16 protein-coding genes and 1 pseudogene are annotated in these 21,678 nt (G+C 73.5%); 6 read left to right on the top strand and 11 right to left on the bottom strand.

Features of this window, described 5'->3' with window-relative positions:
* Positions 1-13: 13 nt before the first annotated feature.
* Entirely contained in the window at positions 14-1,006 is a 993-nt protein-coding gene (locus FMEAI12_RS24115; protein ID WP_112107947.1) for an NAD(P)-dependent alcohol dehydrogenase, read from the top strand.
* A 55-nt stretch (positions 1,007-1,061) separates the two neighbouring features.
* Here the strand turns inward: FMEAI12_RS24115 and FMEAI12_RS24110 are convergent, their stop codons facing one another.
* From FMEAI12_RS24110 to FMEAI12_RS24100, 3 genes are read right to left on the bottom strand one after another with little or no spacing between them, the layout of a single operon-like run.
* The gene (locus FMEAI12_RS24110; RefSeq protein WP_112107946.1) at positions 1,062-1,550 is read right to left on the bottom strand and encodes a hypothetical protein; all 489 of its coding nucleotides are present in this window, start codon (positions 1,548-1,550) and stop codon (positions 1,062-1,064) included.
* Between the two features lie 50 nt (positions 1,551-1,600).
* A complete protein-coding gene (locus FMEAI12_RS24105; RefSeq protein ID WP_112107945.1) occupies positions 1,601-2,785 on the bottom strand; it encodes an ImmA/IrrE family metallo-endopeptidase in 1,185 nt (394 codons plus the stop codon).
* A 54-nt stretch (positions 2,786-2,839) separates the two neighbouring features.
* Positions 2,840-3,322 carry a MarR family winged helix-turn-helix transcriptional regulator gene (locus tag FMEAI12_RS24100; RefSeq protein WP_235014402.1) on the bottom strand — a complete coding sequence of 161 codons (483 nt, stop codon included), beginning with the start codon at positions 3,320-3,322 and terminating at the stop codon, positions 2,840-2,842.
* A gap of 390 nt (positions 3,323-3,712) precedes the next feature.
* Here FMEAI12_RS24100 and FMEAI12_RS24090 point away from each other — a divergent pair, with 390 nt between their 5' ends.
* Positions 3,713-4,741: a phosphotransferase family protein gene (locus tag FMEAI12_RS24090; RefSeq protein ID WP_112107942.1), complete on the top strand. Its 1,029-nt coding sequence runs from the start codon at positions 3,713-3,715 to the stop codon at positions 4,739-4,741.
* A gap of 33 nt (positions 4,742-4,774) precedes the next feature.
* Here FMEAI12_RS24090 and FMEAI12_RS24085 read toward each other — a convergent pair whose 3' ends face one another.
* From FMEAI12_RS24085 to FMEAI12_RS24065, 5 genes are all read right to left on the bottom strand, one after another.
* The gene (locus FMEAI12_RS24085) at positions 4,775-5,548 is read right to left on the bottom strand and encodes a hotdog domain-containing protein (RefSeq protein WP_112107941.1); all 774 of its coding nucleotides are present in this window, start codon (positions 5,546-5,548) and stop codon (positions 4,775-4,777) included.
* A 202-nt stretch (positions 5,549-5,750) separates the two neighbouring features.
* On the bottom strand, positions 5,751-6,704 hold the full coding sequence (gene pheA / locus FMEAI12_RS24080; protein ID WP_112107940.1) for a prephenate dehydratase: 954 nt from the start codon (positions 6,702-6,704) through the stop codon (positions 5,751-5,753).
* Positions 6,705-6,763: 59 nt separating this feature from the next.
* Positions 6,764-8,191: a dihydrolipoamide acetyltransferase family protein gene (locus FMEAI12_RS24075; RefSeq protein ID WP_112107939.1), complete on the bottom strand. Its 1,428-nt coding sequence runs from the start codon at positions 8,189-8,191 to the stop codon at positions 6,764-6,766.
* Positions 8,192-8,195: 4 nt separating this feature from the next.
* Positions 8,196-9,173, bottom strand: coding sequence for an alpha-ketoacid dehydrogenase subunit beta (locus FMEAI12_RS24070; RefSeq protein WP_112107956.1), 978 nt, complete (start codon positions 9,171-9,173; stop codon positions 8,196-8,198).
* An 11-nt stretch (positions 9,174-9,184) separates the two neighbouring features.
* A complete protein-coding gene (locus tag FMEAI12_RS24065) occupies positions 9,185-10,447 on the bottom strand; it encodes a thiamine pyrophosphate-dependent enzyme (protein ID WP_112107938.1) in 1,263 nt (420 codons plus the stop codon).
* A gap of 1,199 nt (positions 10,448-11,646) precedes the next feature.
* On the opposite strand from FMEAI12_RS24065, the gene FMEAI12_RS24060 reads away from it, so the two are divergent.
* The 3 genes from FMEAI12_RS24060 (at position 11,647) to FMEAI12_RS24045 (ending at position 14,820) form a co-directional block, all read left to right on the top strand.
* Positions 11,647-12,669, top strand: coding sequence for a phosphotransferase (locus FMEAI12_RS24060; protein WP_112107955.1), 1,023 nt, complete (start codon positions 11,647-11,649; stop codon positions 12,667-12,669).
* A 97-nt stretch (positions 12,670-12,766) separates the two neighbouring features.
* Complete coding sequence (locus tag FMEAI12_RS24055) at positions 12,767-14,008, top strand: CaiB/BaiF CoA-transferase family protein (RefSeq protein ID WP_200835396.1); 1,242 nt, start codon at positions 12,767-12,769, stop codon at positions 14,006-14,008.
* A gap of 515 nt (positions 14,009-14,523) precedes the next feature.
* Entirely contained in the window at positions 14,524-14,820 is a 297-nt protein-coding gene (locus FMEAI12_RS24045; RefSeq protein ID WP_112107935.1) for a hypothetical protein, read from the top strand.
* Between the two features lie 260 nt (positions 14,821-15,080).
* Here the strand turns inward: FMEAI12_RS24045 and FMEAI12_RS24040 are convergent, their stop codons facing one another.
* The 3 genes from FMEAI12_RS24040 to FMEAI12_RS24030 form a co-directional block, all read right to left on the bottom strand.
* On the bottom strand, positions 15,081-16,217 hold the full coding sequence (locus FMEAI12_RS24040; RefSeq protein ID WP_112107934.1) for a hypothetical protein: 1,137 nt from the start codon (positions 16,215-16,217) through the stop codon (positions 15,081-15,083).
* Positions 16,210-16,740, bottom strand: a complete 531-nt coding sequence (locus tag FMEAI12_RS24035; RefSeq protein WP_112107933.1) for a SigE family RNA polymerase sigma factor — start codon at positions 16,738-16,740, stop codon at positions 16,210-16,212. The genes FMEAI12_RS24040 and FMEAI12_RS24035 overlap by 8 nt, the downstream gene beginning before the upstream one ends.
* Positions 16,741-16,924: 184 nt before the next feature.
* Entirely contained in the window at positions 16,925-19,429 is a 2,505-nt protein-coding gene (locus FMEAI12_RS24030; protein WP_235014399.1) for a CoA transferase, read from the bottom strand.
* A 635-nt stretch (positions 19,430-20,064) separates the two neighbouring features.
* Here FMEAI12_RS24030 and FMEAI12_RS24020 point away from each other — a divergent pair.
* Positions 20,065-21,678: pseudogene (locus FMEAI12_RS24020) on the top strand (WS/DGAT domain-containing protein); the annotation flags it as partial.

Raw genomic sequence — 21,678 nt, 5'->3', positions numbered from 1 at the left:
GTCGGAGGTCACGGTGAAGGCGGTCGTCCAGGACAGGTTCGGCCCGCCGGACATCCTGCGGCTGGCCGATGTCGACGTGCCGGTGCCGGGGCCGGACGAGGTGCTGGTGCGGGTGCGGGCCGCGGCGCTGAACCCGTACGACTGGCACATGCTGCGCGGCGACCCGTACGTCGCGCGGCTGATGGGCGGGATGGGGCTGCGCCGGCCGAAGAACCCGGTGGCCGGGCTGGACGCGGCCGGCGTGGTCGAGGCGGTCGGCGTGAACGTGCGCGAGCCGATCCCGGGCACGGAGGTGTTCGGCTTCTGCCCGGGCGCCTTCGCCGAGCTCGCCCGCACCCGGCCGGGCATGCTGGCCCGCAAACCGGCCGGCCTCGCCTTCTCCGACGCGGCGGCGCTGCCGACCGCCGGCACGACGGCACTGCGCGGGGTGCGGGAGACCGGCGAGGTGCGGGCCGGGACCAGGCTGCTCGTCAATGGTGCCGCCGGTGGGGTGGGCACCTACGCCGTCCAGATCGCGGCCGGGCTGGGCGCTGAGGTGACCGGCGTGTGCAGCGGGCGCAACGCCGAACTGGTCCGCTCGCTCGGCGCCGCGCACGTCGTGGACTACACGAAGGACGACTTCACCGCGGACGGCTTCCTCGAGCGGCATGGGGGTTACGACGTGATCCTCGACAACGTCGGGAACCACCCGCTGCGCCGGCTGCGGCGGGCGCTCGCCCCGCGCGGCACGCTGGTGGTCAACGCGGGCGGCTCACCCGGGCGGGTGTTCGGCGCGGTCGGCGCCATGCTCGGGGCGGTCGCGGCCGACAGGTTCGTCCGCCAGCACCTGCGCGTCCTGCCCACCCGCCTCGATCGCTCCGAGCTGGCCGCGCTCGCCGACCTCGCCGCGGCCGGCGGGCTCACCACCGTCGTCGACCGGACGATCCCGCTGGTGGACGTCGCCGCGGGGCTGGCCCTGGTCGAGGCCGGCCACGTCCGCGGAAAGATCGTCGTCGACGTGGTGTGACCCCGGGCGCGGATGGCGGTGCGCCCGCGGCGCAGGTCACGCCCCAGGCGACCCGTCAGGTCACGAGGTCGGCGTCGGAGCGGGGCAGCCGAAGGTGCCTGCCCTCGGCTGTCATCCGGTGCATCAGGGCGACCGCGTCGCGCTTGTCGACATGGCCGTCGGCGACCGCCATTCCCATGACGTCGATCGTCTCGGCGGTGGTGATGCCGCGCCGGCGGGCGTACCGCAGGGACTCCCGGTCGTCGGAGATCCACCAGGAGCCGACGAAGGCCGCCCACTCGAGGATCACGAAGCAGCTCTCCGCCTCGCCGAGGTGCCGCAGCGGTTCGGCGTCGGTGCCGCCGAACACGGCCCGCCGGATGCGGTTGACCCGCCGGATGTCGGCCTCGTCGACGATCTCGATCGCCTCGCCGAGCCAGCCCTCCGCCGGCAGCAGGGCCAGGTCGGGGAAGTACCGCGCCGAGCGGCTCGCCTCGTGGGCGACGGCGGCCGTCCAGCGCCCGCGCCCCCGGAGCACCGACCTGAGCAGGTCAAGGCGCCCCACGGCGGCGAAGTTGCACAGGACGGTGTTGTCGGGGAAGAGAAGTTCCGTGGCTACTCCCCGGGCGCCGGGCGGTCCGCTTCGAGTGCGGTGCTGAGATCATCGACGTCTACGCCGAGCAGGTTGGCATAGGGACGCAGGGTTGTCACGCCGGTTTCGTAGGCGGCGTAGGTGTCCCGGAGCATGAGCCCGGGTGGCCGCGGGGTGCCGGCGACCGCGGCCCGCCGGGCGAACTGGTCGCTGCGGCCGGCGAGGTGGGCCGCCTTCGGCCCCGTCATCCGCTTCAACCGGTCACACGTGGCCGAGTCGATCATCTGGAGGTTGCGCAGCCGGTAGGCCAGTGCCGACGGAGTCACCATCAGGTCACAGGCGAGGGTGGCGAAACAGCTGTCGGCGAAGCCGGCCGGGTCGACCGGGTCGCCGACCGCGTCGCCGAGGGCGTCGGCCGGCATCAGGAACGCCGAGGCGAACGCGTTCGCGCGGATCTCGCTGGGATCCCTCGCCTGGGCGAGGTCGAAGATGTCCCGGTCGAGGTGGACGTCCTGGTCGTCGCCGGCGAGCAGGTGGCCGAGCTCGTGGGCGAGGGTGAACCGCTGGCGGGCCGGCACCGGGGATGTCGCCAGCAGGATCAGCGCCACCTCGGCGGAGGCAGCGGCCAGGCCGTCGATGCCCGGGCCGAGGTCGGCGACGGCGATGTCGACGCCGAAGACGGCCTCGATCACGCTGATCAGGTCCTCTTCCAGCACCGACCGGCCCGCCTTGTCGACCTCGTCGAGCGCGCGCCCGGCCAGCCGCCGGCCCTGCTCGGACCAGCCGACGGGAACGTGCTCCAGCCGGGGCCCCTGCCAGGGTGCCGGGTAGCCGAGTTCGGCCAGGTCGGCGCGCATCGTGCTGAGGTGTCTGGCCGTGGCGAGCGCGCCGCCCGCGTCACCGCCGGCGGTTCTGGCAGCCAGCGAGAGGGCCGGCTCGTCACCGGTGAGGAGCCAGTCGACGGTGACCTCGCAGGCCTGCGCGATGCGGGCCAGGTCCGTCGAGGAGAAGCGGCGGGTGCCGCGCAACGACTTCGACATCTTCGACTCGTCGAGCCCGATGCGCAGCCCGAAATCGCGACGGGTCAGCCCGGACGCCTCGATCAGCCCGGCGACCCGCTCGGGAACGGTGGCGTGCCTGGGGGAGGCCGCCTGACCGGACGAAGTCGTGTGCCCGGACGAAGTCGGGCGTTCGGGGATGCTGGGCACTCTGCGACGATAACCTCGCCTTGCGATTTTCGCAAGATGGCCCGGGGTGGCGCGTCAGGCGCTGGTGTCGGAACCCGCGCCCGCACCAGTGTCGGTGTCGGTGTCGGTGTCGGTGTCGAGCAGGGTGGTGAGCAGGTCGCGAAGCTGGCCGAGGCCGTCGGCGCCGAGCCGGGCGGCCCACTCCCGCTCCACGGCCAGCGCGGTGGCGCGCATCGCCCGCAGCGCCACCAGGCCGAGCGCCGTCAGTCGGACGACGCGGGCCCGCCCGTCGCGCGGATCGGCCACCCGCTCGACGTAGCTGCCCTTCTCGAGCGTGGTAACCACCTGAGCCACGGCCTGTCGGGAGACGCCGAGCTGCTCCGCCAGCTCGGAGACCCGCCGTCCACCGCTCAGCAGGGGGATCAGCAACTGCGCGTGACCCGGGCGCAGCCCGGTGAGCCCGGCCTCGGTGAACCTGGCGGCCACCCGGGACGCCTGCGACCGGGCCACGGCCTGCAACAGCGCCGGGGTGGTCTGCGCGGCGGCCGGCCTGGACATGTGAGTCACGTTAGCTCTCGGCCACGTCGACATTCCGGTCGCGCGGGCAGTCCGCCGTTGCAAATAGGAAAGACCATTGCCTATTCTGTCGGGCATGACGAAACGGGACGGACCCCCGCGCCACCGTCGGGCCGCCGGGCCGCCGGGCCGCCGGGCCGTCCTACCAGGGGCTATGCCCTATATCGGATAAACCGCCTGAACGTCAGGGTGGCCTGCTCGCCCTCTGACATCCTTCTCGCCCTTTCAGGTCGGATTCCGCAGAAAATGCCCCCCGAAATGGCGAGAAAGAAACCAAGAGGCGAGTAGCCGAGCACCAGAAGCACCAGGGCCTCCGCCGCCGGGCCGTGTCTGAGGTCAACAATCGGCACACGGGAGAGGCAGGCCGTGCACATGGCGCGCAGAGTCGTCACCCGAGAGCACCTGGAGCCTGTCGCACGCGCCGCGCTGGGCGCTGGACATCGACTCGTGGGTGTCTCCCGGCTGCGAGGCGGAAGCAGGAAGGGCGTGTACCGACTAACTCTCGACGACGACTCGACCGCGATCGTCTACATCTGGGACGACTCCGAGAACTACTGGCCCACCCCGCGGGCCGGCGGTACCGACAGCGGTACCGACACCGACACCGACAGCCACACGGACCCGTTCGGGCCGGCCTCAGGCCTCGATCTCTTCGAGGCCGCCCACCGCGAGCTGGACGTCCTCGGCATCCGCACGCCGCGGATCCGACTGACTGACCGGAGCGGGGGTCACTACCCGGCGGACGTCGCCGTGGTCGAGGACGTGCCCGGCGACAGCCTGGAAGCACTGCTCCGGGAGGACCCGCACGGCGCGGAGGCGACGATGGCACAGCTCGCCGAGACGCTCGCCGTGATGCGGGGGCACCACGGTCCACACTTCGGCAAGGTCGCCCTGGCCAACAAGGGCGGTACGTCCAGGGGCAGCTCCTGCGAGCAGGTCGTCCTCGAACGCGCGCTCGGCGACCTCGCCGAAGCCGCCGTCCGTGACACGCGGCTCACCCGCGTCCGGGAGCGCCTGGAGTCAGTGGTCCACACACTGGCCGCGGCCGTGCGCCCGCGTTCGCGGTACGGGCTCGTCCACGGGGAACTCGGGCCGGACCACGTTCTGGTGGACCGGCGTGGGCGGCCGGTCCTCATCGACGTCGAGGGGCTGATGTTCTTCGACGTCGAGTGGGAGCACGTGTTCCTGCGGCTGCGCTTCGGCGAGCATTACCGGTGGCTGGAACACGGTGACCTCGACGCGCGGCGGCTGGCGTTCTACACGCTGGCGATGCGCCTGTCGCTCGTCGCCGGGCCGCTGCGGCTGCTCGACGGTGACTTCCCGGAGCGCGCCCTGATGAGGGATATCGCCGAACGCAATCTCCGCGAGGCGCTCGCCTTCCTGCCCGCGGACGTCCGTTGAACCCCTCCGAATGAACCCCTCCGAACAGGGCGGCTAGCCGAACACCCTGGTGGTGGCGAGGACGGCGAGGCGGTTGTCGCCGCCGGCGTCGCGGGCCTCGACGCGGCCGAGACCGTCCCGTACCTGGGCCGTGGCCACGACGGGGCCGGTGTGCACCGGGCGCAGGAAGCGCAGGGCCAGGGAGGAGAGCGAGGTGCCCGGGGTCAGGGAGAGCGCCGCCTCCTCGACGGCCAGGGCGATCAGCCCGCCGCTCACCGTCTGCGACGAGTTCAGCCCGTCCTCGGTGCGGGGGAGCGTGGCGATGCCCGGTTCGCGGATCTCGCAGCGCGCGCGCTCGGCCAGCGGGACCTGGAGCCGTCCTCCGCGGGGGCGGGAGGCCAGGCCGGTCTGCGCCGATGGCATGATCATCTCTGGGTTCGGGGCGGCCATGAAGGACGCGGTGCAGAACGCCAGCTCGTCGCCGCCGGTGCCGGTGAAGACCACCTCGACGCCACAGACCGACTTCCCTGCCTTGACCAGCCGCGCCACGGTGTTGATGGTCCCGGACTCGTGCAGCGGGTGGTAGACGTGCACGTCGAGGTCGAGGGTGACCGGAACCCGCGGGGCGACGGCGGCCATGACGGCATGCCCGCACGCGGTGTCGGCCCAGACGGCGAGAATGGAGGTCCGGACGCTCGGCGTGCCGGGCACGAACATCTCGGGGACGATCGCCGCCGAGCCGCGCAGTTCGTCACCGACCCTGGTCAGCTCGAAACCGAGGTCGGACAGGATGTGCGTGCTCGGGCGCACGTCGCTGTCACTGCTCACGGAAGCCACGCTCCTGGTCCGGGGACGGGACGAGACGGGACGGGACGGGGAGGGGCGGGGGCACGTGACCTCGATGTCACGCCCGACGGCCGGAGCGCGCCGTCGCTGGCCTCGTCCTCCCCGGCGGCCGCCGGAGCAGGTGCTCCGCGCACCACACTAAGCAAATATCGACGTCACAATCAAAGGAACGTGGCCGCCACGGTCAGGGCTCCCAGTCCCCGTCGTCGCCGGTCAGACAGGTGGAGAGCCAGTCCGCGGCCTCGACGAAGTCGTGCCCCGTCAGCCGCTGGCCCGCGGGCGGGGCGGGCCGGTCGGCACGGGGATAGGAACCCAGGAACCGGATCTTCCGGCAGATCCGGTGCAGCCCCATCAGGGCCTCGCTGACCCCGCGGCCGCTGACATGCCCCTCCGCGTCGATCGAGAAGCAGTACCGGCCCAGCCCCTCACCGGTCGGCCGGGACTCGATCCGGATCAGGTTGACCTTGCGGACCGCCCACTCCTGCAGCAGCGCCAGCAGCGCGCCCGGCTCGTCCTCGGTCGGCCACACCACGATGGACGTCTTGTCCGCGCGCGTCGGCGCGGTCGTCGGGCCGGGACGTCCGAGCAGGACGAACCGGGTCGTGGCGTCGGCGGCGTCGTTGACGTTGGTCAGCAGCGCCTCCAGGCCGTAGCGCCGCGCCGTGAACTCCCCGGCGAAGCAGCAGTCGAACCGCCCGTCCCGAACCAGCCTGGCTCCCTCGGCGTTGGACGCCGCCGACTCCCACTCCGCGTGCGGCAGGTTCGCCGCCAGCCACCGGCGCACCTGGGCCTGGGCGACCGAGTGGCCGGTGACCGTCTTGACGTCGTCCAGCGTCGTGCCCGGCCGCACCAGCAGCGCGAAGCTGATCGGCAGCAGCACCTCGCGGCGGATGACCAGCGGCCGGCCGGTCGCCAGCTCGTCCAGTGTGGCGGTCACCGCGCCCTCGACGGAGTTCTCGATCGGCACCAGCGCCGCGGCGGCGTCCTCGTTGCGCACCGCGTCCAGCGCCGCCGCCACCGACATGGACGGGAACAGCTCGTGGGTGGCCGCCTCCGGCAGCGTGCGCAGCGCGGCCTCGGTGAAAGTCCCCTCGGGGCCCAGGTAGGTGAGACGGGCGTGCGGGGCGTGGGCAGGCAAGACGTGTCTCCTGGGACCGGTTAGGCGGCGGTCGTCGCCTGCGGGGTGAAGGTCGGCGGTCACAGGTGCCTGAGCAGGGTGGTGGGGTTCTCGACCGCGTCGGCGACGAAGCGCAGGAAGGCACCGGCGGTGGCGCCGTCGCAGACCCGGTGGTCGAACGTGAACGAGAGCTGGGTGATCCGGCGGACGGCCAGCTCGCCGTCCACCGCCCACGGCCTGGGGAGGATCCGGCCGATGCCGATCATGGCCACCTCGGGATGGTTCACGATGGGCGTGGCGCCGTCGACGCCGAAGACGCCGTAGTTGTTCAGGGTGAACGTGCCGCCGGTCAGCTCGGCGGGGGTGAGCCGGCCCGCCCGGGCGGCGGCGGTCAGCCGGGTCACCTCGGCGGCGAGGCTGGCGGTGGTGTGGCCCTGGGTGTCGCGCACCACCGGGACGACGAGTCCACGCGGGGTCTGCGCGGCGAACCCGAGGTGGACGGCGCGGTGCCGGCGCACGCCGGTCGCGCGGCCGTCTGCGTCGGTGACGACGGTCGAGTTCAGGTCGGGGAAGTGGCGCAGCGCGGCGACGCAGACCCGGGCCAGCAGCGCCAGCACGCCGATGCGGGGCTCGGCGCCGCCCGCGTTGAGGGCGTCCCGGGCGGCGAGCAGCTCGGTGGCGTCCGCGTCGACCCAGGTGGTCGCGTCCGGCACCTCGCGCCGGCTGCGCCCGAACGCCTCCGCCGCGCGCCGCGCCAGCGGGCTCAACGGGACGACGTCCGCGCCGTCCGGGCCGGCCAGGTCCGCCGGTGCGGCCGGTGCGGCTGGTGCGGCTGGGGTCGCCAGGTCCGCCGGCGCGGCCGGGGTGGTTCGGGTGGCTGCGGTGATGGCCGCCTCGACGTCCCGGCGGCGGATCAGGCCGTCCGGGCCGGTGCCGGTGAGCTCACGCAGGTCGACGGCGTTGTCCCGGGCGAGCCGCCGGACCAGCGGCGAGATCACCTTGACCGCCTGCCGGGCGTCGCGCGCCGTCGGCATCGGCGCGGGTGGCATCGGCACGGGTGGCGTCGACGGCAGGGACTCCGGGGCGGTCGTACCGACCAGCGACCGGTCAACGCGGCTGGCGCGGCTCGCGCGGCCGGCACGGCTGGCCGGCGCGGGCTCGGCGCGGGGGCCGTAGCCGATGAGGACCCTGCCGGACCCTCCGCCCGCCGACCCCGGAGCGCCGTCCAGGCCGTTCGGGCCGTCCGCCGGCTGTTCCGCGGATTCGTCGACCGTCACGGTGATCAGCGGGGTGCCGACCGGGACGGCGGTGCCGGGCGGGCCGGCGAGCGCGGTGACGACGCCCGCGTGCGGGCACGGCACCTCGACGACCGCCTTCGCCGTCTCGACCTCGGCCACCGGCTGGTCGACGACGATGACGTCCCCGATGCCGACCATCCAGCGGACGATCTCGGCGGAGGTCAGCCCCTCGCCGAGGTCCGGGAGGGCGAATTCGAGTACCGCGGCCACGGTGTCACTGCTCCCACTGGAGTCGGGCGACGGCGTCGAGGACGCGGTCGACGCTGGGAAGGTAGTGATGCTCGAGCATCGGTGGCGGGTACGGGATGTCGAACCCGGTGACCCGTAGCACCGGGGCGGCCAGGTGGTGGAAGCACCGCTCGGTGACCCGGGCGGCGATCTCCGCGCCGACGCCGCCGAAACCCGCGGCCTCGTGCACCACGACCGCGCGCCCGGTGGCCCGGACCGCCGTGCAGACCGTCTCGTCGTCGAAGGGCACCAGCGAGCGCAGGTCGACGACCGCCAGGTCCCAGCCCTCCGCGACCGCGGCCTCGGCGGCCCGCAGGCACACCGGCAGCGCCGGGCCGTAGGTCAGCAGCGTCGCCGAGGTGCCGGGCCGGCGGACGGCAGCCCGTCCGATCGGCCCGACCTCGGCGCGGGTGACCTCGGCGGGGGAGAGCCCGTCCTCGGTGGACCAGTAGAGCCGCTTGGGTTCCAGGAAGACGACCGGGTCGTCGGACGCGATCGCGGCGCGCAGCAGCCCGTAGCTGTCGGTGACGGTGGCCGGGGTGACCACGTGCAGCCCCGGGGTGTGCGCGTAGTACGCCTCGCTGGAGTCGCTGTGATGCTCCACGCCGCCGATGCCCCCGCCGTACGGCACGCGGATCGTGATCGGGAGCCCGACAGCCCCGCCGGTGCGGTTGCGCATCTTCGCCACGTGCGACGCGAGCTGCTCGAACGCCGGATACGCGAAGGCGTCGAACTGCATCTCGACGACGGGCCGCAGCCCGTACATCGCCATGCCCACCGCGGTGCCGAGGATGCCCGCCTCGGCCAGCGGGGTGTCGAGGCAGCGCTGCGTCCCGAACTCGGCGGCGAGGCCGTCGGTGACCCGGAACACGCCGCCGAGCGCACCGACGTCCTCACCGAGCACGTGGACGTCGGGATCCGCCCGCAGCGAGTCGCGCAGCGCGGCGTTGAGCGCCTGCACCATCGTCGCCGCGCTCACCGGGCCTCGCCCCCGGCCGGGCCGGTGCCTGCCTGGTTGCTGCCTGCCTGGTTGGTGTCCGCGGGGTCGGTGTCCGCGGGGTCGGTCTCGGCGGCGATGCGGGCGGCCAGCTCGGCGGCCTGCTCCCGCAGCTGGCTGGTCGGACGGGCGTAGACGTGCGCGAACAGCGAGCCCGGGTCCACCGCGGGGGGCTCGGCGCCGAACTCGGAGCGCATCTCGGCGGCGAGCTCCTCGGCCGCCGCGGCCACGGCGGCCCCCGCCGCGTCGTCGAGGAGGCCGGCGTCGCGCAGATGCCGCTCCAGCAGTGTCACCGGATCCCGGGCCTGCCAGGCGGCGACCTCCTGCGCCGTGCGGTACCGGGTCGCGTCGTCGGCGCTGGTGTGCGCGTCCAGCCGGTAGGTGACCGCCTCGATCAGCACCGGCCCCCGTCCCGCCCGCGCGTGCTCGACCGCGGCGCCGAGCACGGCGTGCACCGCCGGCGCGTCGTTGCCGTCGACGAGACGTCCGGTGACGCCGTAGCCCACCGCCTTGTGAGCCAGCGTCGGCGCCGCGGACTGCCGCGCCAGCGGCACCGAGATCGCGTAGCCGTTGTTCTGCACCAGGAACACCACCGGCGCGTTCAGCACCCCCGCGAAGGTCAGCGCCTCGTGGAAGTCACCCTCGCTGGTGGCACCGTCGCCGACGAGGGCGAGGGCCACGACGTCCCGCGGCGCCCCCGGATCCGACGCCGCGCGCAGCCGGGCGGCATGCGCCAGCCCGACCGCGTGGCAGGCCTGGGTGGCCAGCGGGGTCGCCAGCGGCGCGATCCGGTGCTCCCGCGGGTCGTACCCACCGTGCGTGTGCCCCCGCATCATGGCCAGGACGTCCGCCGGCCGCACCCCGCGCGACACCACCGCCAGCGTGTCGCGGTAGGTCGGGAACAGCCAGTCCGTCTCCCGCAGCACCATCGCGGGGGCGATCTGGCACGCCTCCTGCCCGGTGGAGGCCGGATAGACCGCGATGCGGCCCTGCCGGGCCAGGGTGGTGGCCTGCTGGTTGTAACGACGTCCCAGCACCAGGCGGCGGTGGAGCGCGCGCAGCAGCTCGGCGTCGAGCGCCCGCGCCGCCGGCGTGCCGAGCACCCGGGCCGGCTCGGGACCGGGCAGCAACGGCCCCGCGTCACGCCGCGGACCGTGGTAGACCGGACCGCGGTCGGTCGGGCCGTGGGAGCCTGGCGGCCCGGCGAGGCCGGACGCGGCGCTGGCGTCGAGGATCGTCATGGTCCACCTTCGGCGGTTGGCGGCGGAAAGGGTTCGAATGCGGCCCGTCGCCGGCTCTGCAGCCCGACCGAGACGCGGCGGTGCCCCTCACCACCCTGGTGAGCCGCCAACGCGAGGTCCGACGTTCAGGAAACGAGATGTGGCCAGCGGTGGCCGGGCGCGAGCTGTTCAGGTTCGCCGGCATGCCCGGTTCGGGCGCTGTCCGTGATCACGATCCTTCTCCGCTCGACTTCTTGGCACTGGCTGGGCTTCGCGGCTTCCCGTTGACGGTATCCAGGCGGTAGCCGGCCGCTGCCAACCGATTTTCCGCCTCTGCTCGACGGCTGGACCGTGTTCAGAATCACCCTGGGGGTTCGGGTATGGCATCAGCTGCGTGGGTCATGTCGTAGGGAAACACGGGCAGAATCTTGCGGTTGTTCTCCGCGTGACACCTTGACTACCCGGTTTTCCGGTAATGGTGGTGGCATTTCAAGGGCTGGTCGGTGCTTGCCGATCAGACTCGTTTCTGTTCCTGTTTTGCCTGGTCAGAGGCATGATCGAAATCTGTCGGCCGGAATTTTCCGCAGTGGATGTGAGTAGTGCGGCACGGTATCCGCTGGCCGTGACGCGCAGTGCTCCCACGGGCCGGATGTCCAATTTCCGGGCGGCCGCGGCGCCGCCTGAATCCGCCGGACTTTCGGCCCTCCCGACCTGTGACCAGGGTCTCCGTCGGGGCCGCCGAAAGTGCCCTCGATGATTGTCATCCTGCCGTCCGGACCCGTTTCAGATCCTATTGGGTTGGGACGGACGAGCCAAAGCGCCCGGCCGGCTGAATGGCTCCGCCGTCGCTCCGAGTGCTGCTTCTGCCCCCGTGCAGGTGTCGCCGTCCGCACCCGGCCCCAGAGCAAGATCGAAGCGTGGCGGCGGAGAAGCGTGCGGCGGAGAAGCGTGGCGGCTGGGTGAGTCCATAGGCTCGCTGACTCGCCACACATCAACTGCGCACACTCCGGGGTGCCCGCCGAGTCGAGGTGTGTGGCTGAACGTGTGCGCTTGGTGGGCTGTCGGTGTTCGCTGTTCGGGGGGTGGTGGTGGGGAGGCGGATCTTGACGGCTTGGCTGAGTGAACGCATACTCGCCCGAATGTCGAACGGTGGGAACGGCGGGCCGGAACCGAGGGCACTCCCGATACCGGCGGACTGGGATGACGTCACTCCCGGCTGGATGACGGCAGCGCTCGCCAGCCGGCACCCGGGCTCGGAGGTCGGCGAGGTCAGGCTGGTCCTCCGGGACGACGGCAACAACCGCCGTGCCCGGTTCGGCGTCACCTACAGTGCGGGCACCGGCCCGGACGCCGTGTTCTGCAAGGCGGAGGGCCTCGGCGAGCACCGGGTGCTGCACCGCAACAACGGGAACATGTTCAACGAGCCGGACCTGTTCGCGTCCGGTGCCCCCCTCCCGGTCGATCATCCCGCCTCGTACCTGGTCGTCATCGACCGTCCGGCCGAGGACTACGTGATCGTCATGGAGGACGTGACTGGGCGCGGTGCCGATCCTCGCGACGCCACCCGGCCGATGACACCCGACCAGGTCGCGCACGGGCTGCGCGGGCTCGCCCGGCTGCACAGCCGGTACTGGGGGTTCTCCGGCGAGACGAACCCGGAGCTGGCCTGGGTACGGACCTGGGAGGCGACCGAGGGCTTCGCCGGGGCGCTGCGCACGCGCGTGCCGACCGGGGTCGAGCGTGGCATCGACCTGTTGCCCGACGAGGTCAGGTCGCGCAGCGCCGACGAGCTCGTCGGGCTGTGGTGGCGCTACGTGGAGTCGCTGGCCGCGGACCCGCCGACCCTGCTGCACGGAGACGCCCACATCGGCAACACCTACGTCCTGCCCGACGGCGACGTCGGGTTCCTCGACTGGCAGGTGGCGCGGCGCGGCGGCTGGTCGCAGGACGTCGGCTACTTCCTGGTGGGCTCGCTGACGGTGGCGGACCGGCGTGAGCACGAGGCCGACCTGGTCGCGGAGTACCTGGGGGCGCTGGAACTGCCGGGGGAGCGGCGCCCGTCGCTGGAGGCCGGCTGGCTGTCCTACCGTGCCTCGGCGGCCTACGGTCTCGCGGTGTGGCTGTCGACGCTGGGGACCGACGGCTGGCAGCGCCGCGACGTCTCGCTCGCCCTCGCCGAGCGGTACGGGGCGGCGTTCGTCGAGCTGGAGACCGAGGCGGCGCTGGATCGCCTGAGCCCCTGAGCCCCTGAGCCCCGGCGCCCCTGAGCACCCGCGCCGGCGGCGCCCGGTCGTTGCGGGCCATAAAAAAGTGAACGTACACTTATCAACTGTGCATCCGTTGTCTGAGCGCAAGGACGGTAAGCCGGGAAGCGGGCCGCTGGCGGGCGTGAAGGTCGTCGAGCTCGCCGGCCGCGGGCCGGGGCCCTTCGGCGCGATGATCCTCGCCGATCTGGGGGCCGAGGTCGTCCGCGTCGCCCGGCTCGAGGACGTCGCGCCGAGCGAGGAGGAGAGCGCGACCGAGCGCTCCCTGAAGGGGCACCGCCGTATCGACCTGCTGACCCGCGGACGCCGGTCCGTCGCGCTCGACCTCAAGCATCCCGGCGGCGTCGAGGCCGTCCTGCGGATGGTCGACCGGGCGGACGTCCTCGTCGAGGGGTACCGGCCGGGGGTGGCCGAGCGGCTCGGGCTGGGGCCGGACGAGTGCCTCTGGCGCAACCCCCGGCTGGTGTACGCGCGGATGACCGGGTTCGGGCAGGAGGGCCCCTACGCCCGCAGCCCCGGGCACGACATCAACTACGTCGCCCTCGCCGGGGCGCTCGATCCGCTGCGCCGCCCCGGCCAGCCGCCGGCCCCGCCGCTGAACCTGCTCGGCGACTTCGGCGGCGGCGGGATGCTGCTGGCCCTCGGCGTGCTCGGCGCGCTGGTCGAACGCGCCCGGTCCGGGCTCGGGCAGGTCGTCGACGCGGCGATGGTCGACGGGGTGGCGCTGCTGACCACTCTGTTCCACGGGATGCGCGCCGAAGGACTGTGGTCCGACGAGCCCGGGTCGGACATCCTCAGCCTGGCGGCGCCGTTCTACAACGTCTACGAGACGTCCGACGGCCGGTACGTCGCGGTCGGGGCGGGCGAGAGCCAGTTCTACGCGGAGCTGCTCCAGCGGCTCGGCCTCGGCGACGAGCTGCTGCGCCAGCAGGGCGACCCCACGACCTGGCCGGCGGGCCGGGCCGCGCTGGAAGCGGTCTTCCGCACCCGCACGCTGGCCGAGTGGACCGCCGAGCTGGAGGGCACCGACACCTGCTTCACCCCGGTGCTGACGATGGAGGAGGCCACCCGCCACCCGCACAACGTCGAACGGCGGACCTTCGTCGAGGTGGACGGCGTCGTCCAGCCGGCACCCGCCCCACGGTTCAGCCGGACCCCGGCGGGGCCGGGCGGGCCACCGGCGGCCGCGGGCCAGCACACCCGGGAGGTCCTGCTCGACTGGGGCTTCGCCCAGGACGACCTCGACGCGCTGCTCGCCTCCGGCGCGGCCCGCCAGGCCCCGACCCGCGAGACGCCCAGCGACGCCGGGCCGACGTGATCACCCGAGCCGGCCGAGTCACCTGAACCGGCCGAGTCGGCCGAGTCGCTCGCGTATCCCGCGGACCGGGGCACCGAAGCCCCGGTTCCGGTTCCGGGACCGGTGGCCGGCCGCCAGCCCGACGGCGTCGCCACGAGCTCCAGCACGCCGCTCACTGTCGTGCCCGCCCGCGGCGCCCCGGCGGGCGCGGCGGGGTCGCGCAGCTCGTACCCCGCCATGGCCTCGGTCCCGCTCAGGAAGACGACCGGCGTGACCCGGTCCACCGCGAGACCCGCGACCCCACCGGCGGATCTCCCCGCGCCGAAGCAGACCCGCACCGCGGCCTCGACCGACCTGCGCGCGCCCGCCGCGTCGGATGGGCCCGGCGGCACCGAGCCCACCACGAGGCTGTCCGCGATCCGGGCGACCTCGTCCGCCCGGCCCCCGCCGACGCTGAGCACGAGACCCGGACCGGGACTCCACAGCAGCGAGAACGACCGTCGGTCACCGATCCCGGTGCTGAGGAGGAACCCGCCGTGACCGTGGACGACGGCGGGCAGCACCGTCTCCCAGCCGGCGCCTGGAGCATGCGCGACCTCGGCGGCCAGGTCGACCGCCGGGCCGCGCCGGACACCGATCCCGTATGTCGCCGGCCCCACCGGGAGGTCCCCACCGGTGCTGGCGTTCCCGGTGCTGGCGTCGGCGTCGTCAGATCGGGCACTCGCGGGCCGGGCGCCCGCGCGGTCGGCGGGCGCGGCGGCGTAGACCACCCGCACCTCGAAATGGTCGCGCCGCGGGCCGCGGACGTCCCGGAAGTACTCGCCCTCGCGTGACTGCCGGCGGAACCCGGCGGGAACCCACCCCACCCGCACTCCCCAGACCTGCTCCCGGATCTCGACGGTGTCGGCGGTGCTGAGCCGGCTCGGCCGCTGATGCCGCGGCCAGTCGCGCGGCGCCGCCACGACCGCGTCGGCGGCCAGGAGCGCGGCAAGCGTCACTGCGGCCGCGCCGACCACGGGTAACCCGCGGAGCCACCGACCACCGCCGGTGACTCCTTGAGGCCCGTCGGCGGGATGCCTCCGATGTCTCCCGGTCACGAGATGGTCACCGGTGGGCAGGTCAGCAGCCAGGTCGCGCTGGCACAGTAGTCCTGTTTCCTGACCTTCCACCCGTCGGCGGTCCGGATTACGCGGACCGAGCCGTACCACGAGACCTTCGCCACCCCGCCGACCGCCTGTTCCTGGGCTTCCACCTGAAAGGCGAGCACGGCTTCGGTCTCGTTCAGGAAGGTGACCGGCCCGGTTGACGCGACCCGAATGCTTTCCAGCAGCTCCCGGTTGGTCCGTAGCGCCCCGTCCATGGAGGTGCGTAGGCCCTCGCCGCCCTCCACTCGGTCAAGGGTGTCCTGCGGGTCCGTTCCAGGGCCGGTGGTGAAGGCGCCGTGCACCACTTGCTCGACCTGGAGCGACTGTCCCGGGTCTGGGGAGATGTCCGGCTCCGGCCCGACGACGAGACTCTCGGCGATCCTCCGGGTGTCGGCCTCCGACGGCCCCCACACGGTGAGCACGACCGCCGGCTCCGGACTCCAGGTCAACCAGAAGGTCAGATCCTCTCCGGTGTAAGCCCCATGCGCAGGCGGCGCGTACGTATAAGTCGGGTGGCCGCGCACATCCGCTGCCCGGATCGGTTTCGCCACATCGGCCTCGCCGATCGCTTCGGTTATCCGCCGCATCCTGGCCTCAAGATCCAGGTCGGGACCGCGGCCGACCGCCACCGTGTAGCCCCGGCTCTCCGGTGTGTCGCGCACCTGGTGGGGTGCGAACCTCGCGGTCGTCGGAAGGCTGTTGTAGGTAGTGACGATCTGGAACCGGTCGAGGTCCGAAGCCGATCCCCAGAGGTTCTGGGCCTCGCGGGAACACACGCCGTACCCGTCCGGCAGCCAGTGGACGTCCACTCCGTACACCGTGTCGAGCGGTGATCGCAGGATGCTGGTGTCGGCGGGGTACATCGCCGACTTCTTCTCGGGGAGGACCTGCGGGACGACCACCGCGCCGACGGCCGCGACCGCCAGTGCGACGGCGGCGGTGAGCGCCTTGCGTCGGCGGTGGCGGCGTCCACGTTCGATCACGTGCTGCGCCAGGCCGGGGGGCTGGTGGATGATCCGGGCGGCCGAGGTCATCGTCGCCCGCAGGCGCAGCTCGAAGCCGGGGTCCGCGTCTGTGTCAGTCATGGGCGCCGCTCCTTTCCGCGGGGGTGTACTCGGGGCCGAGGACGGTGCGCAGCCGGGCCAGTCCGCGGGCGGCGTGGGTCTTGACGCTGCCCGGGGTGCAGCCGACGGCGGTCGCTATCTGGGTCTCGGTGAGATCGTCGAAGTAGCGCAGCACGATCACGGCGCGTTGGCGCGGTGGGAGCTGGCGCAGCGCGGCGAACAGCTGGTCGCGGGTGGAGAGCGCGTCCGTGCCGTCCGGGGCGCTGTCCGCGATCGGCTCCGCGGCGGTGTCGAGCGGGTCCTCGCGGAAGCGCCGCCGGCGTCGCCGGCTGGCGGCGGCGTTGACGAGCGCGCGGCGCACGTAGGCGTCGGGGTCGTCGACGCGGCGCCAGTGTCGGTAGACGCGCAGCAGGACGTCCTGGAGCAGGTCCTCGCCCGTGTGCGGGTCACCGGCCAGGAAGACGGCGGTGCGCAGCATCGCGGTGCCGCGGGTGGCGACGAAGAGCTCGAACGTCGCCGTCTTCGAGGCGGAGCGTTCCGCCATGGATGTCCCTCCCAGCCGCCGTCCTCGGCTCCCCACTGGATGCCGCCGGAACGTCGGTCACCTTCAAGACGCCGGCGGGTGGGAAATCGGTGGACATGCGACCCGAGGAAATGCGAAAAAATTGTGCGGACGGCCCCGGACGGGAAACCGGGGCCGTCCGCACCCGGTCAGCCGACGGCCACGGTCAGCCGACGGGCATGGCCTCCGGCCGGGGGATGGTGCCGGCGGCGACCAGGGCGGCCCGCTCGTCGGCGTCGAAGCCAAGAGCGTCGAGCACCTCGTGGGTGTGCTCGCCCAGCCGGGGGATGGTGCGCTGGGCGGCGGGCCGGGCCGCCGGGCCGAACCGGAGCGGGAACGCCGGCTGGTCGAGCCGGCCCCGCTCGCCCCAGTCGAAGCTGACGACCCGACCGAGCTGCTGGTTGACCGGGTCGTCGACCAGCCGGGCGATGAACCCCGTGCGGTCCACCTCGGCGACGAGTTCCGCGGGTACCCCAGCTGCGTGGAGCCGGGCCACCCAGTCCGCGGCGGCACCGGTGCGGAACACCGTCTCCAGCAGTACCTCGGCGGGCTGGCGCTCGCCGCGGCGGGTCCGCAGCGGCGGCGGGTCCTGCGGCAGGCCGCCGTCCGCGGCGCCGCCGTCCGCCACGCCGCCGCCGTCCGCCACGTACCCGTCCGCCACGGCCTCGCGCAGCCGTTGCCAGGCCGCCGTGTCGGGCACCGCGAGGGCGAGCCACCCGCCGTCGCCGCACCGGTAGATCCGGTACGCCGCGCCGTAGCCGGTCTGGTCGTGGTCCAGGACCGGGCCCTCGACGACGGCGCCGTCCGCGACGAACGCGCCGGACTTCAGCATCAGCGCCGCGCCGAGCAGGGACGTCTCCACCGACTGGCCCGCGCCGCCGCGGCGGCGCGCGTACAGGCCGGCGAGCACCGCGCAGGCCGCCACCCATCCGCTGGTGACGTCGATCGCGCCCCAGACGAGGAACGTCGGCGGCTGGCCCGTCCCGCCCTGGGACGCCTCGACGCCGGACAGCGCCTGCATCAGGTGATCATTGGCGGGCAGGAGGGCGCGGGGGCCGGTCGCCCCGAACCCGCTGGAGTGGCTGTAGACGACGTCGGGGTTGACGGCGCGCACCGTCGCCTCGTCGTAGCCGAGCCGGTCGGCGAGGCCCACCCGCGAGTTGTGGTGGACGACGTCGCTCCAGCGGAACAGCCGGGCGAGGACGTCCGCGGCGCCGGGCGCCTTCATGTTCATCGCGACGGCCCGCTTGCCGCGCTGGCCGGCGGCGAACATGGGCTCCATGCCGCGGTGGACGTCCCCGGTGCCCGGCTCCAGCTTGATCACGTCGGCGCCGAGCTCGGCGAGGATCAGCGGGGCGATCGGCCCGGCGAGGTAGGCCGACACGTCGAGGACCCGGATGCCGGTGAGCAGCCGCGCGCCCGGGTCGGGCCGGCTCGGGCCGCCCGCCGCGCCCGCCCCGGTCTGAGCGCTCGGTGTCAACGCGGCGCCCGGTGCCGACGCCGTGCCCGGTGTCGACGCGGTGCCCCACGGCTTCACCCGGCCGACCGGCCCCAGTGCCGTGATCGTGCCGCGGTCGGGGTCGTCGCGCTCCACGCTCAGCCCGATCTGCCGGACGTGCGGGTCCAGCAGCGCCTCGCCGGGGCGGAGCACCGGCTCGCAGCGGAAGTTCGCCCCGGCGAGGTCCCGCAGCCACCAGGACCGGTCGCGGGTGGCGAACGCGCGCGCCCACCGCTCGCTGCGGTCGGCCATCGCGCCGGACACCAGGTCGGCGGTGTAGCCCTGCTCGCTCGGCGGCTCGTTCATGTGCTCGAGGAACGCCTCGTAGGCGCCCTTGGCACCGAACCACAGCTGGACGTACCCGCCGTCGGCGCACCGGTACGCCAGCGTCTCCGCGGGCCCCTGCTCCTTCCAGAGCAGCCTGACCGACGGCGAGGAGTTCTCCACCCGCCCGATGATCATCGGGAGGATCGCCTGGAGGCCGTCGACGAGCGAGGTCTCGGCCCAGCCACCGCGGCCGGTCGACTCCCGCTCGTAGAGCCCGGCCAGGGCGCCCACCGTCGCCGCGAGACCGGCGCCCGCGCTGGCCACGGTGAGGTCGGCGAACGCCGGGCCGGGACGGTTCGCCCTGATCTGGGTGAGCAGGCCGGACCGGGCCGCGAGGAGGATCTCCAGGCCCTCGGTTCCGCCCCCCGCGTTGAAACCGTCCCCGACGCGGACGGCGACCAGCCGCGGGTTGGCCCGGCCGAGGTCCGCGCTGCCCAGCCCCCGAAGCTCGATCGCCTCCTCCGGCCCGGCCAGGAAGACCACGTCGGCGTCGCGGGTGAGCGCGGCGATGGTCTCCGCTGCCGCGGGCTCACCCTCGTCCACCTCGATGATCTGCTTGCCGTGATCCCAGACCCGGCTGAATTCCACCCCCGCGTCCAGGGTGGGACGGCGGCGCGAGCGCACCCGCGTCACCCGCGCGCCGAAGTCGCGCAGCAGCGCGCCGGGGAGGCTGGCGGCCAGCCCCGCGCCGACCGCGCTGACCCCCAGGGCGACCTCGACCACCCGGATCCCGGCCAACGGAGCGGCGCTGTCGGCGCCGATGGTGCTCGTGGTGCTCGTGGTGCCGGTGGTCCCGTCGGCCGACTGCGGTAACTCCGAGTCCGATCGTGATGTTGCCGTGCTCATCGAGCCCCTCCAACCGGTGGCGGCCGGCGGGACCCGCCAGCCGAGGGAGATTTTCGACGTAGACGTCGGCCAACTCTCTCCGGTGGGCGGGGCGGTGTGCAAGGCCGCCGTCCGCGACCTCCCGGTGGCCTGACCTGCGAGGCTCGCCGCTCTGACCAGCAGGGGCCCGCCCCATGGCCCGCAGTGCGTGCGGCACCTCGCTGGCGTGACCTGCGATGCCTCGCTGGCGTGACCTGCGATGCGCCGCCGGCGTGACCTGCGGCGGCCGGCGATGTGACCTGCGGTGCCACGCTGGCGTGACCTGCGGTGGCCTGAGCAGCTCACCCGATTCACCCGGTTCGACCGCTTTGTGGCACTTTCGTGCGCGTGGCCGAATGTACCGTGGTCATAGCCGGACGCGGTGTATCCGCTGGTCATCCCCGTTGATCGCTCCTGGTTGCCACCCGCTTGCTGTGCGTCCCTGATTCGCGGCGAGAGACCTCCGCCACAACTGCGGATGTTCCTATCGGTACGGGCAGTAATCGATGCATGGGTATAGGTATCTCTCGCGCACAGTTGCGCCGATCCGCCAGGACCGTTGATCAGTTGGTTTCGGCCTGTACCCAACGCCCGCGGACGGGTTGGGGAAGCGTCTGATGGGTCTGCTCGACGCGATCACGAACATGGGTCACACACCGGCGCACGTCCGCCCGCTGACCCCGGGCGACCGCGCCTATCTCGCCTTCGTCCGGCGCAATCCCGGTGAGTACCAGGACATCGGCGCGCTGCTGCACTTCGACGGCCCCCCGCTGGACCTGCCGGCCCTGCGGGCCCACGTGGCCGAGCGGCTGCGCGACCCGCGGGCCCGGATGCTGACCGACCGTCTCGACACGGTGCGGGTCTGGTCCCCCGAGCGGGGCGCGTCGGCCGAGGAGACCCGCTGGGTCTCCGACCCCGACATGAACCTCGACGACCACGTCGTCGCCTTCGACCTGCCCCCCGCCGACGGGGCCGCCGCGGCGGGGCAGGCTGCCGACGCGTCCCACGACGCCCGGCTGCGGGCCGCCGTCGACGCGATCGTCGCCCGGCCGATCGACCTCACCCGGCCGCCGTGGATGCTCTACCTCCTGCGCGACCCGACCCCGGGCGCGACGGGCACCGCGCTGGTCTACCGCTCCAGCCACGTCCAGCAGGACGGCTTCGCGCTCTACCGGGTGATGTACCTGCTGTTCGGCGAGAGCGACGAGGTCGATCTCGGGCTGGCTCCGACGATCCGCCGCCCCCGCCCGGCCGACTACGCCCGGTTCGTCGGCCGCGGGATCTCCTGCCTGCTGCCGACCCGGCGCCTCGAGTCCTGGGGCGGCCCGCCGAGCGGCCCGGCGCGGCACACCTGGGTGACCACGGAGCTCGCCACGCTGCGCGCGGTGGCCCGCCGGCACGGCGTCACCGTGAACGACGTCTACCTCGCGGCGCTCGCCGGAGCACTGCGCGCCTGGTCGCTGCCGGAGTGGGAGCGCAGCGGCCGCCAGGTGCACGCGCTGATGCCCATCAGCATCCGCTCCGCGGCCGAACAGGACGTCTTGTCCAACCACAGCACCGGGGCGCGAGTCCCGCTGTTCTGCGGTGAGCCCGACCCGGCCCGGCGGGTGGCCATGATCGCGGCGGAGACCCGCCGGATGAAGCAGGGCGGGCTGGGCCTGGTGGAGCGCCACCACTTCCCGCTCATGGCGGCGAAGGCCACCCAGCGCATGCTCGCGAACGTCGGCAGCTACCCGGCCCAGATCAACAAGATGGCGCTGGTGGCGACCAACGCCCGGTCGATCCGCGGCCCGCTCTCCATCGCCGGCCGCCGGATGACCGGGCTGATCGGCATGGGCCCGCTGCTCGTCGGACGTCAGCACCTGGCCGTGGCGATGTTCGGCGTGGACGACCGGGTCGGGGTCACGTTCGTGGCCAGCGAGAGCGTCCCGGACCACGCCCGGCTCGCCGATCTGTGGCTGGCCGAGCTGGCCGCGCTGGGCCGGTCCGACTCGCCCGTCGGGGTGAGCGTGCCGACCCAGCGCCTGTCCTCGGCATCGGCCGCGGTGACGGCCGTCATGGCCGGCGCGGGGCCCGGCGCTGTCTCAGGTGCCGTCTCGGGTGCGGTGACCGGTGCCGTCCGGACCCACCCCGTGGGCCTGCCACAGCGCGGCCAGCGACACCATCACCGCCCACAGCGCCGGCTGTACGACGTCGACCCGTTCCAGCGAGGGGGCCCCCTCGGCGCCGGC

Origin of the sequence: Parafrankia sp. Ea1.12 (assembly GCF_900465275.1) — a bacterium.
In the GTDB taxonomy this organism is placed as follows: domain Bacteria; phylum Actinomycetota; class Actinomycetes; order Frankiales; family Frankiaceae; genus Parafrankia; species Parafrankia soli.
This window is presented reverse-complemented; position numbering and strand designations above follow the sequence as displayed.

Bases quoted from the DNA above. Each gene is read 5' to 3' on its own strand.
- FMEAI12_RS24100 (WP_235014402.1), bottom strand. From the start codon at position 3,322: ATGTCCAGGCCGGCCGCCGCGCAGACCACCCCGGCGCTGTTGCAGGCC.
- FMEAI12_RS24090 (WP_112107942.1), top strand. From the start codon at position 3,713: ATGGCGCGCAGAGTCGTCACCCGAGAGCACCTGGAGCCTGTCGCACGC.
- FMEAI12_RS24070 (WP_112107956.1), bottom strand. From the start codon at position 9,173: ATGGTGCAGGCGCTCAACGCCGCGCTGCGCGACTCGCTGCGGGCGGAT.
- FMEAI12_RS24065 (WP_112107938.1), bottom strand. From the start codon at position 10,447: ATGACGATCCTCGACGCCAGCGCCGCGTCCGGCCTCGCCGGGCCGCCA.
- FMEAI12_RS24060 (WP_112107955.1), top strand. From the start codon at position 11,647: ATGACGGCAGCGCTCGCCAGCCGGCACCCGGGCTCGGAGGTCGGCGAG.
- FMEAI12_RS24040 (WP_112107934.1), bottom strand. From the start codon at position 16,217: ATGACTGACACAGACGCGGACCCCGGCTTCGAGCTGCGCCTGCGGGCG.
- FMEAI12_RS24035 (WP_112107933.1), bottom strand. From the start codon at position 16,740: ATGGCGGAACGCTCCGCCTCGAAGACGGCGACGTTCGAGCTCTTCGTC.
- FMEAI12_RS24030 (WP_235014399.1), bottom strand. From the start codon at position 19,429: ATGAGCACGGCAACATCACGATCGGACTCGGAGTTACCGCAGTCGGCC.